General features: G+C 65.5%; 15 protein-coding genes and 1 tRNA gene. 6 read left to right on the top strand and 10 right to left on the bottom strand.

Annotation, left to right across the window (positions count from 1 at the left end; genetic code table 11):
* Positions 1–89: 89 nt before the first annotated feature.
* Together FB598_RS16925 and FB598_RS16920 are read right to left on the bottom strand one after the other, a co-directional pair.
* On the bottom strand, positions 90–578 hold the full coding sequence (locus FB598_RS16925) for a CreA family protein (RefSeq protein WP_141916708.1): 489 nt from the start codon (positions 576–578) through the stop codon (positions 90–92).
* A gap of 107 nt (positions 579–685) precedes the next feature.
* A complete protein-coding gene (locus FB598_RS16920; RefSeq protein WP_141916706.1) occupies positions 686–880 on the bottom strand; it encodes a DUF1653 domain-containing protein in 195 nt (64 codons plus the stop codon).
* Between the two features lie 271 nt (positions 881–1,151).
* On the opposite strand from FB598_RS16920, the gene FB598_RS16915 reads away from it, so the two are divergent.
* The 3 genes from FB598_RS16915 to hpnC all read left to right on the top strand — a co-directional run bounded on the left by FB598_RS16915 (position 1,152) and on the right by hpnC (position 2,488).
* A tRNA-Leu gene (locus FB598_RS16915) sits at positions 1,152–1,238 on the top strand.
* An 84-nt stretch (positions 1,239–1,322) separates the two neighbouring features.
* Positions 1,323–1,604 carry a hypothetical protein gene (locus FB598_RS16910; RefSeq protein WP_141916704.1) on the top strand — a complete coding sequence of 94 codons (282 nt, stop codon included), beginning with the start codon at positions 1,323–1,325 and terminating at the stop codon, positions 1,602–1,604.
* Positions 1,605–1,678: 74 nt separating this feature from the next.
* The gene (gene hpnC, locus FB598_RS16905; protein WP_141916702.1) at positions 1,679–2,488 is read left to right on the top strand and encodes a squalene synthase HpnC; all 810 of its coding nucleotides are present in this window, start codon (positions 1,679–1,681) and stop codon (positions 2,486–2,488) included.
* 66 nt (positions 2,489–2,554) lie between these two features.
* Here hpnC and FB598_RS16900 read toward each other — a convergent pair whose 3' ends face one another.
* Positions 2,555–3,391 carry an HDOD domain-containing protein gene (locus FB598_RS16900; RefSeq protein ID WP_141916699.1) on the bottom strand — a complete coding sequence of 279 codons (837 nt, stop codon included), beginning with the start codon at positions 3,389–3,391 and terminating at the stop codon, positions 2,555–2,557.
* A 336-nt stretch (positions 3,392–3,727) separates the two neighbouring features.
* On the opposite strand from FB598_RS16900, the gene hpnD reads away from it, so the two are divergent.
* From hpnD to FB598_RS16885, 3 genes are all read left to right on the top strand, one after another.
* On the top strand, positions 3,728–4,561 hold the full coding sequence (gene hpnD, locus FB598_RS16895) for a presqualene diphosphate synthase HpnD (RefSeq protein WP_141916696.1): 834 nt from the start codon (positions 3,728–3,730) through the stop codon (positions 4,559–4,561).
* Positions 4,561–5,922, top strand: coding sequence for a hydroxysqualene dehydroxylase HpnE (gene hpnE / locus FB598_RS16890; RefSeq protein ID WP_141916693.1), 1,362 nt, complete (start codon positions 4,561–4,563; stop codon positions 5,920–5,922). The genes hpnD and hpnE overlap by 1 nt, the downstream gene beginning before the upstream one ends.
* A gap of 277 nt (positions 5,923–6,199) precedes the next feature.
* Entirely contained in the window at positions 6,200–7,342 is a 1,143-nt protein-coding gene (locus tag FB598_RS16885; protein WP_141916691.1) for an alpha-hydroxy acid oxidase, read from the top strand.
* Positions 7,343–7,564: 222 nt separating this feature from the next.
* Here FB598_RS16885 and FB598_RS16880 read toward each other — a convergent pair whose 3' ends face one another.
* From FB598_RS16880 to tmk, 7 genes are all read right to left on the bottom strand, one after another.
* The gene (locus tag FB598_RS16880; protein WP_141916688.1) at positions 7,565–8,239 is read right to left on the bottom strand and encodes an ankyrin repeat domain-containing protein; all 675 of its coding nucleotides are present in this window, start codon (positions 8,237–8,239) and stop codon (positions 7,565–7,567) included.
* Positions 8,236–9,015, bottom strand: a complete 780-nt coding sequence (locus FB598_RS16875; protein WP_141916686.1) for a TatD family hydrolase — start codon at positions 9,013–9,015, stop codon at positions 8,236–8,238. Before FB598_RS16875 ends, FB598_RS16880 begins: the two co-directional genes overlap by 4 nt.
* Positions 9,016–9,064: 49 nt before the next feature.
* Positions 9,065–9,613 carry a response regulator transcription factor gene (locus tag FB598_RS16870; RefSeq protein WP_141916684.1) on the bottom strand — a complete coding sequence of 183 codons (549 nt, stop codon included), beginning with the start codon at positions 9,611–9,613 and terminating at the stop codon, positions 9,065–9,067.
* A 47-nt stretch (positions 9,614–9,660) separates the two neighbouring features.
* Positions 9,661–10,962, bottom strand: coding sequence for an ATP-binding protein (locus tag FB598_RS16865; protein ID WP_141916681.1), 1,302 nt, complete (start codon positions 10,960–10,962; stop codon positions 9,661–9,663).
* Between the two features lie 76 nt (positions 10,963–11,038).
* On the bottom strand, positions 11,039–11,545 hold the full coding sequence (locus tag FB598_RS16860) for a GNAT family N-acetyltransferase (protein ID WP_141916679.1): 507 nt from the start codon (positions 11,543–11,545) through the stop codon (positions 11,039–11,041).
* Positions 11,546–11,666: 121 nt separating this feature from the next.
* Entirely contained in the window at positions 11,667–12,704 is a 1,038-nt protein-coding gene (locus tag FB598_RS16855; RefSeq protein WP_141916677.1) for a DNA polymerase III subunit delta', read from the bottom strand.
* Positions 12,705–12,728: 24 nt separating this feature from the next.
* On the bottom strand, positions 12,729–13,337 hold the full coding sequence (tmk, locus tag FB598_RS16850; protein WP_141916675.1) for a dTMP kinase: 609 nt from the start codon (positions 13,335–13,337) through the stop codon (positions 12,729–12,731).
* Between the last annotated feature and the right edge of the window lie 17 nt (positions 13,338–13,354).

Below are 13,354 nucleotides of genomic sequence, written 5' to 3'. Positions count from 1 at the left end.
CATCGCGCCTGGCGGCGGCCGCCTGCAACGCTGATTTCCGCCGGGCAAGCAGCACCGGCGAGCAGCGCCGGACCACCGCAACGGTTACGTTACTTGACCGGAATCGGCGTCGACGCCGCCACCGGCACGGCCGTGACCGCATTCATCGGGCTGCCGTCGATCAGCTTGTCCGAATAGGTCAGGTAGACCAGGGTATTGCGCTTGACGTCCACCACCCGCACCACATGCAGGCGCTTGAACAGGATCGACATGCGTTCGGTAAACACGTCTTCCTGCAGCGGCAGCTTGCCGTTGAATTGCACCGCGGGCGCAACCTGGCGGCAGGCGATCGACGCTTCCGCCTTGTCTTCGGCAAGGCCGACCGTCCCCTTGACGCCGCCGGTACGCGCGCGGGAGACGTAACAGGTCACGCCGGTCACCTTGGGATCGTCATAGGCTTCGATCACCACGCGGTCGTTCCTGCCCAGCCAGCGGAAGGCCGTGCTCACGTCCGCCAGCTCATCTGCCGCCGCGCTGCCTGCCACGACGGCGCCGACACAGAACAAAAGACCCACCAGGGAATGTGCGTTGAGTTTCATGATCATGGATCTCTATATCTGCCAGCTGTGAATGGATGAAAGAAAAAGGCTGCGGCAACAATATGCCAATGTACCGTCAACGCCGGCCGCAACCGGCTGTCAGCGAATCAGTCGGCCAGCCGCTCGAAGCGCGGCACTTGCTTGCCGTCGACATCGACCGTCTCATGGAAGACCTCGCGCGGCCGTATCCACAAGCTGCCGTTGGCGGCGCGATAGACCACCATGGGCGTCAGATCCGACTCCAGCGTGGCTTCGCCGACGAATTCATAGATGCCGCCTTTGTAATGGCGATAGCGTGTCATGGCAATGTCCGAAAAGTGAGATAAACACTGGCGCAACGCCAGGCCCGGCATGGTACTCCCGCACCGGCAAAACGCAACTCCCGGCGGCAGCGCGCAAGCGCGTGCGGCCCCTTGCCCGCGGCGCGCACCGGGCGTTTCCGAAAAACACAGACATGCGCAACGGCTTGCAGTACAATAGCGCGCTTTACGAAAATGCTACCCGCATCGGTAGCGGCAGGCCTGCCGCAACACGGCTTCCAGACTGCTATCGCGCCGATGTCCGACACCTTCAGCGAGGATGGCGAAATTGGTAGACGCACCAGGTTTAGGTCCTGACGCCAGCAATGGTGTGGGGGTTCGAGTCCCCCTCCTCGCACCAGACGATCCCTTGATATTGCATGCCTCCCGGCCCTGAACGATCCAGGCACCCGGAGGCCGTTCAGGCCAGCGCCCAGGAACCACCATGCCGACCCAGGAAGAATTCGACGCCTTGAAGCAAAGCCACAACGCCTTGCTCAACAAATTCATCGAAAACAATACCGCCGACCAGATCCTGTTCTCGACGTTGTTTACCGCCGCCGCGGTGCTGTCCAAGGATGGCCGCCAGTTCACCCAGGGCGCCATGGGCATCGCGCGTTCGCTGGCCTCGCAATTGGCGGCCGGGGGCACCATGCCCAAGTCGCTGCTCGACACCGTCGAAACCCGCATCGCCACCATCGAAGCGCTGCTCCAGGACAAGTTCTGAGGTCTCTCCGCCCGCTGCATGCCATGGCGTATAGTCGACCCCACATTTTGCAACGCGAATAGAAAAGCGGCTTCATGGCTGTCGACCACTACGAAAACTTCCCTGTCGCCTCCCTGCTGTTGCCGGCCCGCCTGCGGCCTGCGGTGAGCGCCATCTATGGCTTCGCACGCAGCGCCGACGATATCGCCGACGAGGGCGATGCCCAGCCCGCGCAGCGCCTGGCCGCGCTGCAAGCCTACGAAGAACAGCTCGACCTGATCGCCGGCGCCGGGCATTGCGAGGCCCCCATCTTCCAGCGCCTGCAGCAGGCCATCGGTCAACACCAGTTGCCGCTGCAGCCCATGCGCGACCTGCTCTCGGCCTTCAAGCAGGATGTCGTGACCACCCGCTATGCGCGCTATGAGGATCTGCTGGACTATTGCCGCCGCTCGGCCAATCCGGTCGGCGCCCTGATGCTGCACCTGTACGGCGCCTTGACCGAACAGAACCTGCGCGACTCCGACGCCATCTGCATCGCCCTGCAACTGACCAATTTCTGGCAAGACGTCGCCATCGACTGGCAAAAATCGCGCATCTACCTGCCGCTGGAAGACCTGGCGCGCTTCGGCGTGAGCGAGCAAGACATCGCCGATGCCCGGGCGGATGCGCGCTGGCAGGCGCTGATGCGGTTCGAGGTGGAACGCGCGCGCGCGCTGATGCTCTCGGGCGCGCCCTTGGCAAAACGCCTGCCGGGACGGATCGGCTGGGAGCTGCGGCTGGTGGTCCAGGGCGGGTTGCGCATCCTGGAGCGCATCGGGCAAGTCAACGGCGATGTATTTCGCCACCGGCCCAAGCTGGGCCGGGCCGATTGGCTGGCAATAGGCTGGCGCGCCCTCACCATGTGACAACGCCCGCCGGGCCATTCCGGCCGGGCGGGCGCAGCAGCGTCGGCAGTGCCAGCAGCTTGCTGATCAGACCAGCAAGGCCGTAGTCAGCGAGCGGATCTGCTCTTCCGAATCGTCCAGCAGACCGCGCAACGACTGGTCGCCGATGTAGTCGTCGACCAGGCTCTCGCCGCCGATGCCGGCTTCTGCCACCGTACGCTGGAACGGCGAAGGCACCGGCGACAACTCCTTGGCCAGCAGCAAGACATCGCCGATGGTGACCGGCGGCAGCACGCGCACGCCATGCCACAAGGATTCGATCGCCTCCGTCACCGGCTGCGGCACCCCCAGCTTCTTGAGCACGGCGCGGCCGATCATCTTCTCGCCATACTCCGCCCAATCCTCGGCCCCGCCCGCCAGCAAATCGGGGAATTCATCGGTGCGCGAGAGCAGGTAAAAACCGCCGACCTCATGGACGATGCCGGCAAACATCGCCGTTTCCGGGTCGCCGTTGGTCAGCTTGGCAGTCAGCACGTGGGCCGTGGCCGCCACGTGGGCGCAGTGTTCCCACAGCTGCGCGGCCTTGATGCGCATGGCCGGGTTGCCGATGGTGCGGCCCAGTTGGCGCACGATGACCGAGGTGGTGATGGTATTGAGGGTGCGAAAACCCAGCCGCATGACGGCGACGCGCACATTGTTGATCTCGCCGCCGGAGCGGTTGTAGGCGGCCGAATTGGCGATGGCGACGGTGCGCGCCGACACCAGCGGCTCGGCCATCACCAGCTTGGCGGCCTGTTCCAGGTGGCAGTCGGGGTCCGACAATGCCTGCTGCAACTTGATCGACGCGCTGACGTTGGCCGGGAACACCAGCTCCCCGCGTCCGGCCTGCGATGCGATGTTGCGAAAGATTTCCAGTCTGTCCATGACGTCTCCAGCCTCCCAGGTTATCCGGCGGCATGCTGCAAGGCAGCATGCCGTCCGCGTGCGTTCTTTCTTGTCCGTGCGACCGTCCAGTTGCTTCCATATCGGCAGGAGCCGTCCTGTTTTTACAGGCTTCGCGCATTTTTTACAGCGGCGATTCGATGCATTCGATGCCTTGAGCTTAATGGACATCGATGACCGCCGCAATACAATGGCCGCGCCGCATTTGCCCTCCCGTGCGCACTCGGCTAGCATAGCGCCTTTGCCGGATTTTGCCCGTCCCGGCGCCAAACGGCCCTCAAAGGCATTTGTACGCCACGCCACCCACCGCCGCCATCCATGTCTCCAGACGAATACTGCCAGCAGAAGGCCGCCGCCAGCGGCTCCAGCTTTTACTACAGCTTCCTGTTCCTGCCGCCGGAACGCCGGCGCGCGATCACGGCGCTGTACGCTTTCTGCCGCGAAGTCGACGACACCGTCGATGAAATCGAAGATGCGATGGTGGCCCGCACCAAGCTGATGTGGTGGCGCAAGGAAATCGCCGCCATGCTGGAGGGCGCCCCGACCCACCCGGTGACCAAGGCCCTGCATCCGCACGTGGCCGTCTACCAGCTCAAGGGCGAGCACCTGCAGGCCATCATCGACGGCATGGAGATGGACCTCGACCAAAGCCGCTATCTCGACTACCCCGGCCTGCAGCGCTATTGCTGGCACGTGGCCGGCGTGGTGGGCATCCTCTCGGCCAGCATCTTCGGCCATACCCAGGGCGGCACCCTGCTCTACGCGGAAAAGCTGGGCCTGGCCTTCCAGCTCACCAACATCATCCGCGATGTCGGCGAAGACGGCCGCCGCGGCCGCATCTACCTGCCCGTCAACGAACTGCAGCAATTCAACGTCACCGCCGCCGACATCCTCCACGGCCGCCACAGCGACCGCTTCGAGGCGCTGATGAAATTCCAGGTGCAGCGCGCCCAGGCCATCTACGACGAAGCCTTCGCCCTGCTGCCCAAGGAAGACCGCCGCGCACAGCGCCCCGGCCTGATGATGGCGGCGATCTACCGCACCCTGCTCGACGAAATCGAGCGCGACGGCTACCAGGTGCTGAGCCAGCGCATCTCCCTCACGCCCATCCGCAAGCTGTGGCTGGCGTGGAAAACCTACGTGTTCGGCTGATGCCCAACCACGCCGCGCGCCACTACGCCGTCATCGGCGGCGGCTGGGCCGGCTGCGCGGCGGCGGTCACGCTGGCGGCGGCCGGCCGCCGGGTCAGCCTGTTCGAGGCCGGCAAGATCCTCGGCGGACGCGCGCGCCGCGTGGAGATCGACGGCCGCACGCTGGACAACGGCCAGCACATCCTGCTGGGCGCCTATGGCGCCTCGCTCAAGCTGATGAAGCAGGTCGGCGTCAAGCCGGCCGCGGCCTTGCTGCGCCTGCCGCTGCAGATGCGCTATCCGCTGCAAGCCGGAGGCGAAGGCATGGACTTCGTCGCGCCGCGCCTGCCGGCGCCGCTGCATATGGCCATCGCGTTGCTGCGCGCCAAGGGGTTGGGCAAGGCAGACAAGATGGCGCTGGCGCGCTTTTCCACCAGCGCGCGCTGGATGGGCTGGCAGTTGCACCAGGACTGCAGCGTGGCCGAGTTGCTGGAACGCTTCGAACAGACGCCGCGCCTGATCCGGCTGATGTGGAACCCGCTCTGCATTGCGGCCCTGAACACGCCCCCGGAACGGGCCTCGGCCCAGGTATTCCTGAACGTGCTGCGCGACAGCCTGGGCGCGCGCCGCGCGGCATCCGACATGCTGATCCCGCGCATCGACCTGAGCGCCCTGCTGCCGCAGGCTGCCGCCGCCTACATCGAACGACGCGGCGGGCAAGCCATCGCCGGCGCCGCGGTCGCCGGCCTGCACGCCAGCGGCGCGGCCGGCGCCTGGCGCCTGCAAGACCGCCAGGGCGGCAACCTTGGCGAATTCGCCGGGGTCATCGTCGCCACCGGCCCCGATGCCGCCGCGCAATTGCTGGACGGCGCCCAGGGGCTGGCCGACGCTTGCGACACCGGCGCCTTGCATGCGCTGGCGTACGAACCGATCACCACCTGCTACCTGCAATACGCGCCGACGCTGCGCCTGCCGCTGCCGTTCTGCGCGCTGGCCGACGACGGGCAGCGCCGCGCCTGGGGGCAATTCGTCTTCGACCGCGGGCAACTGAGCGCCGATGCGGCCGATGCCGGGCTGCTGGCGGTCGTCGTCAGCGCCGCCGGCCAGGCCATCGCCGACGGCCACGCAGCGCTGCTCGACGGCATCGCCCGGCAATTGGCGGCCGACTTCGGACGTCCCGAGTTGTCCGTTCCGCAATGGGGCAAGGTCATCACCGAAAAGCGCGCGACATTTTCCTGCACGCCGGGGCTGCAACGGCCGACCAATGCCGGCCTGCCGCCCGGGCTCGCGCTGGCCGGCGACTATGTGGCGGGCGACTACCCGGCCACGCTCGAAGGCGCGGTGCGCAGCGGCATCGCGGCCGCCCGGGCCATGCTGGCCTGAAGCGGATGCCAAAGCAGATGCCAACGCGGATGCCGCACCGGGAAAATCCGCATCCACATCATCCAAAACCCATAGCGCAGCGCAGGTTGGGCCACTATCCCGGCAACCCGGCGCCATATAAAATTTTCATGGATCGGCGGAAAGGGATTCACCCCACGCATCGCCGCTTTGATCTAGCATACGGACAAGCTCGGAGCAGCCCCGATTCCGGTTCGTGCCGGCGCTCCAACCCGCCCCGCGGCCATGTGCCGCGTTTCATTTTTACGGAGAAAACAATATGCCGGTCATGACCTGTGTCGAAGACTTTCGCCTGCTTGCGAAAAAACGGGTTCCCAAGGCCTTCTACGACTACGCCGACAGCGGCTCCTATACCGAGAGCACCTACCGCGCCAACAACGACGACCTGGCTGCGCTGAAGCTGCGCCAGCGCGTGGCGATCAATGTCGACGAACGCAGCACCCGCAGCACCATGATCGGCCACGACGTCACCATGCCGGTGGCCATCGCCCCAACCGGCCTGACCGGCATGCAATGGGCCAACGGCGAAATGCTGGGCGCCATCGCCGCCGAGAAGTTCGGCATTCCCTTCACCCTGTCGACCATGAGCATCTGCTCCATCGAAGACGTCGCCAGCGTGACCACCAAGCCGTTCTGGTTCCAGCTTTACGTGATGCGCGACCGCGGCTTCGTCAAGTCGATGATCGACCGCGCCAAGGCCGCCAAGTGCTCGGCGCTGGTGCTGACGCTGGACCTGCAGATCCTCGGCCAGCGCCACAAGGACCTCAAGAACGGCATGTCGGTGCCGCCCAAGCTGACCCTGGATACCCTGCTGGACCTGGCCAGCAAGCCCGGCTGGGCGCTGCGCGCGCTGGGCGGCCGCAAGACCTTCGGCAACCTGGCCGGCCACATCAACGGCGGCAACAGCGGCAGCGGCGTGCAAACCCTGTCCAAGTGGACCGCCAGCCAGTTCGACCCGACCCTGAACTGGGACGACGTCGCCTGGATCAAGGAACAATGGGGCGGCAAGCTGATCCTCAAGGGCATCCTCGACGTCGAAGATGCCAGGATCGCGGCCCAGACCGGCGCCGACGCGCTGGTGGTCTCCAACCACGGCGGCCGCCAGCTGGACGGCGCGATGTCGTCGATCCAGGCGCTGCCGGCGATTGCCGAAGCGGTCGGCGACCAGATCGAAGTCTGGTTCGACGGCGGCATCCGCTCCGGCCAGGACATCCTCAAGGCCGTGGCGCTGGGCGCCAAGGGCACCATGATCGGGCGCGCCTTCCTCTACAGCCTGGGCGCCATGGGCGGCGAAGGCGTCTCGCAGATGCTGGAAATCCTGCGCAAGGAACTGGACGTGAGCATGGCGCTGACCGGCACCAAGGACATCAAGGATGTCGGCCGCCAGATCCTCGTGCCCTGATTCCTCACAAGAAGCTGCAGCCAATAAAAATCCCGGACGCCGCAAGGCGGCCCGGGATTTTTTGTATCAGGAAAAACTGTCCAGACATACTACCGCCGTCGCCCGGACGAAGGTCAGGGCCCAGCGTCGTTCAGCGGCCACGGGATACAACGAAAGACACTGGATCCCGGCCTTCGCCGGGACGACGATTTGCAGAGTACCAGGGCTTAACTGAACGGCGGTTCAGGAACGCGGCTTTTCCTGCAATACCCCGATCACTTCGGTCTGCCCGTAGCGCCGCGCCAGGTCCAGCGCGGTCAGGCCATCCTTGTTCTTCAGCGTGAGGTCGGCGCCGCCGTCGCGCAATGCCGCGACCGCCGCCACCCGGCCGCGCATGGCGGCCAGCATGACCGGGGTCATCTGCTCGTCCGGCGACTCGGCATCGATGTAGGCCGACGCTTCCAGCAGCAGGCCGACGATTTCGGCATTGCCGTTGATGGCGGCGTAATGCAAGGGCGCCCAGCCCGGCCGGTTGACCTCGACCTCGCGCGACAGCAGCAGCTTCACCACCGGCACGTTGCCGTAGAAGGCCGCCAGCATCAGCGGCGTATCGCCGTTGGTGGCTTGCGCCTCCAGGTTGACGTCAGGCGCGTTGACCAGCAGGTCGAAGGCCTGCATGGAATCCTCGCGGATGGCCAGCATCAGGCCGGTATAGCCGCGCTTGGGTTCGATCAGGTTGGGTCCCATTCCCCGCTGCATCAACTGCTTGAGGAAATAGACATTGTCCATGCGGATCGCCTGGAAATAGTCCTCATAGGCGCCGGCCCGGGCCGCGCCCGGCAGCAGCATGGAGGTGTACAGCAATACCCGGCCGAAACGGCCGAAGCGGGAACGGATCTTTTCCAGCAAAGACGTCATGGCGCGATTCCAAACAGCTTGAAGAAATTGTCGCTGGTCTGGCGTGCGACTTCGGCGGCGGAAATGCCGCGCAGGTCGGCGATGAATTCGCCGACGTGACGCACATAGCCGGGTTCGTTGGTCTTGCCGCGGAACGGCACCGGCGCCAGGTAGGGCGAATCGGTCTCGATCAGCATGCGCTCCAGCGGAATGGTGCGCGCCACCTGCTGCAGCTCCTTGGCCGACTTGAAGGTGACGATGCCGGAAAACGAGATATAAAAACCCAGCTCGATGGCGGCATCGGCCACTTCCTGCGACTCGGTAAAGCAGTGCATCACGCCCGCCGCGCCGCCGGCCGCCGGGCTGGCGCCTTCTTCGCGCAGGATGCGGATGGTGTCTTCCGAGGCGGAGCGGGTATGGATGATCAGCGGCTTGGCCGTGGCGCGCGAGGCGCGGATATGCGTACGGAAACGCTCGCGCTGCCATTCCAGGTCGCCTTGCAGGCGGTAGTAGTCCAGCCCGGTCTCGCCGATGGCGACGATGCGCGGATGGTCGGCCAGCCTGACTAGTTGCTCGACATCCGGCTCGGGCGTGTCTTCATAGTCGGGATGCACGCCGACCGATGCGTAGATATTGGGATATTGCTCGGCCAGCGCCAGCACTTGCGGAAAGTCAGGCAGGTCGACCGATACGCACAAGGCATGGCTGACTTGGTTTTCGGCCATCTTGCCGAAAATCTCGGGCAAGCGCGCGGCGAGATCGGGAAAATTGATGTGGCAATGGGAATCGATGTACATGGGCACTATTGTAAAGCGATGCGTCCCCGCCTGGGGCTTTGACGGAATGCTACTTCGCCACCGGCCGCTTGGCGAGCTTGCGCTGCAAGGTGCGGCGATGCATGTTCAGCGCGCGGGCGGTGGAAGAGATATTGCCCTCGTGCTCGGCCAATACCCGCTGGATATGCTCCCACTCCAGGCGCTCCAGCGACAGCGGAGCCGCCTCGTCGGCCGGCGGGGCGATGCCGGGCGCCGCCTCCCGCGCATCCCCGTGGGCCAGCGCCGACAGGATGGAGTCGACATTGGCCGGCTTGGACAGGTAATTGTCGGCGCCCGCCTTGATCGCCTGCACCGTGGTGGCAATGCTGGCATAACCGGTCAGCACCAGCAGGCGCGCATCCGGCAATGCCTGGCGCAACGGCGACACCCATTGCAGGCCGGAATCCTTTTCCAGCTGCAGGTCGATGGTGGCGTAGTCGAAGCTTTCCCTGCGCGCCGCCGCCAGCGCCTCCTCGCCGCTGTGGGCCACGGTGGCGCGAAAACCCCGGCGCGTGAGCGAACGCGCCAGGGTACCGGCAAAAACGTCGTTGTCGTCGAGGATCAGGAAAGCGGCGCTCATCAAAAAATCGGGAACCTGTCGTTATCGATACGTAAAACCAAACCGCGTCAGGATACAGGAAACTGCAATTCAGCCACCGTGCCCACCCCCGGCGCCGAACGCAATTGCAAGCGGCCGCCCATGTGCGCCGCCGCGGCGAAGGCCAGCATCAGGCCGATGCCTTGCCCGCCGGAACGGCTGTCCACCGGCATGCGGCCCAGACGCGCCAACAATTCGGGAACGATACCGCAACCGTTGTCGGCAACCCGGATGATAGCCGTCTTTCGCCCAGCCTTGGCGGCGGCGCTGTCGTCGGCGGCCAGCGACAGGCGCACTTCGCCATCGGCGTTGCGCGCCTTGATCGCATGCGCTGCATTGTCGAGCAAGGTCAGCAGGATCTGCGACAAGTCCTGCAACTGGCCCGCAGCCGCGCCTTCCCAGCGCAGGTCGGCGGCCAGCGGCACGGCCGGATGGCGCAGGCGCCAGCCGTCGATCAGCGTTGCCAGCCACGGCCCCAGCGCGGCAGTCCGGTCGGCCTGGGCATCCGCATCCAGGCGCATGCTTTCCAGCGCCGCCTTGCAGACGGCAATCTGTTCCTCGATCACGCGCAAGTCTTCCTGGTACGGCGCCAGCGCGGCGTTGCCGGCCATGTCGCGCCGTATTTCACCGACGATCACGGCCACGGTGGACAGCGGCGTATTGAGCGCATGCGCCGCGCCGGCGGCCTGCGTGCCCAGCGCCAGAATGCGCTGGCTCTGCAACTGGCGTTCGCGCGCCAGCGCCAATTCGCCGTCGCGCGACCTGACGGCTGCGGCAATGCGGGTGACGAACCAAGTGATCAGCAGCGCCGAGATCGAGAAGTTGATCCACATCCCGGCCAGGTGGTAGGCCATCGCCTGCCCCTGGTCGTGGATGTGCAAGGGCTGGTAGAAGTAGACCAGCCCGGAATAGGCGGCCAGCGCGCACAGCGCCAACGCCAGGGCATACGGCCAGGCCAGCGTCGCCGCCCCGGCCGCCAGCGCCGGCAGGTAGAACGAAACAAACGGATTGGTCGCTCCCCCCGAGAAAAACAGCAGGGCCGAGAGCACGGCGATATCCAGCAGCAGTTGCAGGAACAGCTCGCCCTGCCCGGCCGGCGACACCCAGCGCATGCGTCCCCAGGTGGCGCCGTTGATCAGCACCTGCAAGCCGATCAGCGCCAGCAAGGCCGGCAGCGGCAAGGCGATCTGCAACCAGAAATGCGCGCCGGCCAGTACGAGCAGTTCGCCGGCGATGGTGGCCCAGCGCATCCAGAACAGGCGCGCCAGGATCTGGTGCTGCGGCAAGACAGGCACGCCGCCGGAGAAGAGAAAGGGAAAGGAAGGCTGCATGGCCCGATTATAAATGTCCGCCAGCGCAGCGCCCTGGGTGCCGGGCATGTCCGCAACGGCGCATGCCCGGCAGCGATCAGGCCACCCGCTTGCCCAAGATCACCAGGTCGCGCTCCACGCCATCCAGCGTCGCCACGCGCGGCATATGGGCCCAACGTTCGAAAGCGAAGGCTTCGAACAGCTTCAGGCTGGGCGCGTTATGGCCGAAGACGAAGCCCAGCAAGGTATGCACCTTGATCTGCGGCGCATGGGCGATGGCCTGCTCCAGGAAATAACGCCCCAGGCCCTGGCCGCGCGCCTTTTCATGGATGTAGACCGACAACTCGGCGGTGCCGGCATACGCCGGGCGGCCATAGAAATTGGAATAGGACAGCCAGCCGAGGATGTCGCCATCGCGCTCGGCCACCCATAGCGGGCGCTTGCCCGGTTCGTGGTCGTCGAACCAGGCCTGGCGCGACTGGACTGCGACCGGTTCGGTATCGGCCGTGACCTGGCGCGAGGCGATTGTGCTGTTGTAGATGGCGACGATGGCCGGCAGGTCGCCCTGGACGGCGAGGCGATGGGTGTAGTGGGAAGCGCTCATGATAAAAACAAGGGAAACAAAACAGGAATGCCGGCCGGCACGGCCATCAATCAATCAATCAATCAATCAATCAATCAATCAATCAATGAGCGATGACCGATGATCGGTCATCAATCATCGGTCAGTCGAACAGGCCGGCGTAATCGATCAGCATCTCTTCGATAAACAGCTTGGCCGACAACGGATGGTCGGCGATGGCGCGGCGCTCGCCCATGCCTTTGATCGCGCGGGAGATGGCAATGGCGTCGGCGCGTTCGGCCAGCCGGCCCAGCTCTTTCGCATAACGCGGGTAATAACGGATGTGGCCGGCGGACTTCAATGAGAACAGGTCGTACAGCCAGCGCTGCACCCAACCGACCAGCTCGGACACCGGCGCCTTCTGCAGCTTGTCGGCCGTGCGCAATGCGCCATCCACACCCGGCTGGGCCAGATGGCGCAACAGTTCGTCGAGCGCCTCGCGGCTGTCGCCCTGGGCCGCTTCCAGCGCCGCCAGCGGCGCGCCGCCCTGTTCGGCCAGCCAGGCATCGGCGTCCTTGACGCCCTGCTCCTTGAGCCAGGCCAGCGCGGCCTCCCGCGGCGGCGCCGGCAGGGCGAACTTGCGGCAGCGCGAGAGGATGGTCGGCAACAGCCGATCCAGGCGGTTCGACAGCAGCAGGAACATGGTGCCCGGCGGCGGTTCTTCCAGCGTCTTGAGCAAGGCGTTGGCGGCGGCGGTATTGAGCGCTTCGGCCGGGTACAGCATCACCACGCGCAAGCCGGAGCGGTGGGTGGAGACGTTCATGAAGTCGGCCAGCGCGCGGATCTGGTCGATCTTGATTTCCTTGGAGGGCGTCTTGCTGGCCTTGGCGCTTTTCTTTTCCTCGCCGCCCTCGTCGTCGGCGATTTCGTCTTCCAGCGCCTCGGGTCGCACGCGGCGGTAGTCGGGATGGTTGTATTGCGCGAACCAGTTGCACGAAGCGCAGGCGCCGCAGGCATGCGCCTCGGGCGTCGGGGTCTCGCACAGCAGCGACTTGGCGAAGGCTTCGACGAAGACGGTCTTGCCGGTGCCTTGCGCGCCATAGAACAGCAAGGCGTGCGGCAGGCGTTCGCGCAACTGCTGCAGTTGCGTCCAGCTCTCGTGCTGCCAGGGCAGCAGCGTTGAATCAGTGGGTGTGCTCATGGAATGGCGATCTCAATCTCAGCCTCAGAGGGCCGCGACGATGCCGCGCAGCTCTTCCCGGATCTCGGGGATGGGCCGGGTGGAATCGATGATGCGAAAACGCGCCGGAAATTCGGCGGCGCGGCGCAGGTATTCGGCGCGGGTGGCGGCGAAGAAGTTGCTTTTCTCCTGCTCGAACTTGTCCGGCGTGCGCTCGGCATCCAGGCGCGCGCGCGCCACGTCGAGCGGCACGTCGAACAACAGCGTCAGGTCCGGCTGCAGATGCGGATGGACCCAGCGTTCCAGCGCGTCCAGCTTGTCCAGCGGCAGTGCGCGGCCGCCGCCCTGGTAGGCGAAGCTGGCATCGGTGAAACGGTCGGAGATCACCCAGTCGCCGCGCGCCAGTGCCGGCTCAATCACCTGCGCCAGATGTTCGCGGCGCGAGGCGAACATCAGCAAGGCTTCGGTTTCCAGGTGCATTTTCTGGTGCAGCAGCAGTTCGCGCAGCTGTTCGCCCAGCTCGGTGCCGCCCGGCTCGCGCGTGGCGACCACGGTCAGGCCGCGCGCGCGCAGCTGCTCGGCGACGAATGCGATATGCGTCGACTTGCCGGCGCCGTCGATGCCTTCGAAGGTAATGAATTTGCCTGATGCCATGAAGGGATCGCTGAATG

Source organism: Herbaspirillum sp. SJZ106 (assembly GCF_006715495.1).
Taxonomy (GTDB): Bacteria; Pseudomonadota; Gammaproteobacteria; order Burkholderiales; family Burkholderiaceae_D; genus Herbaspirillum.
The sequence above is the reverse complement of the archived record's forward strand: the minus strand, read 5'-3'. Positions and strand labels throughout refer to the sequence as shown.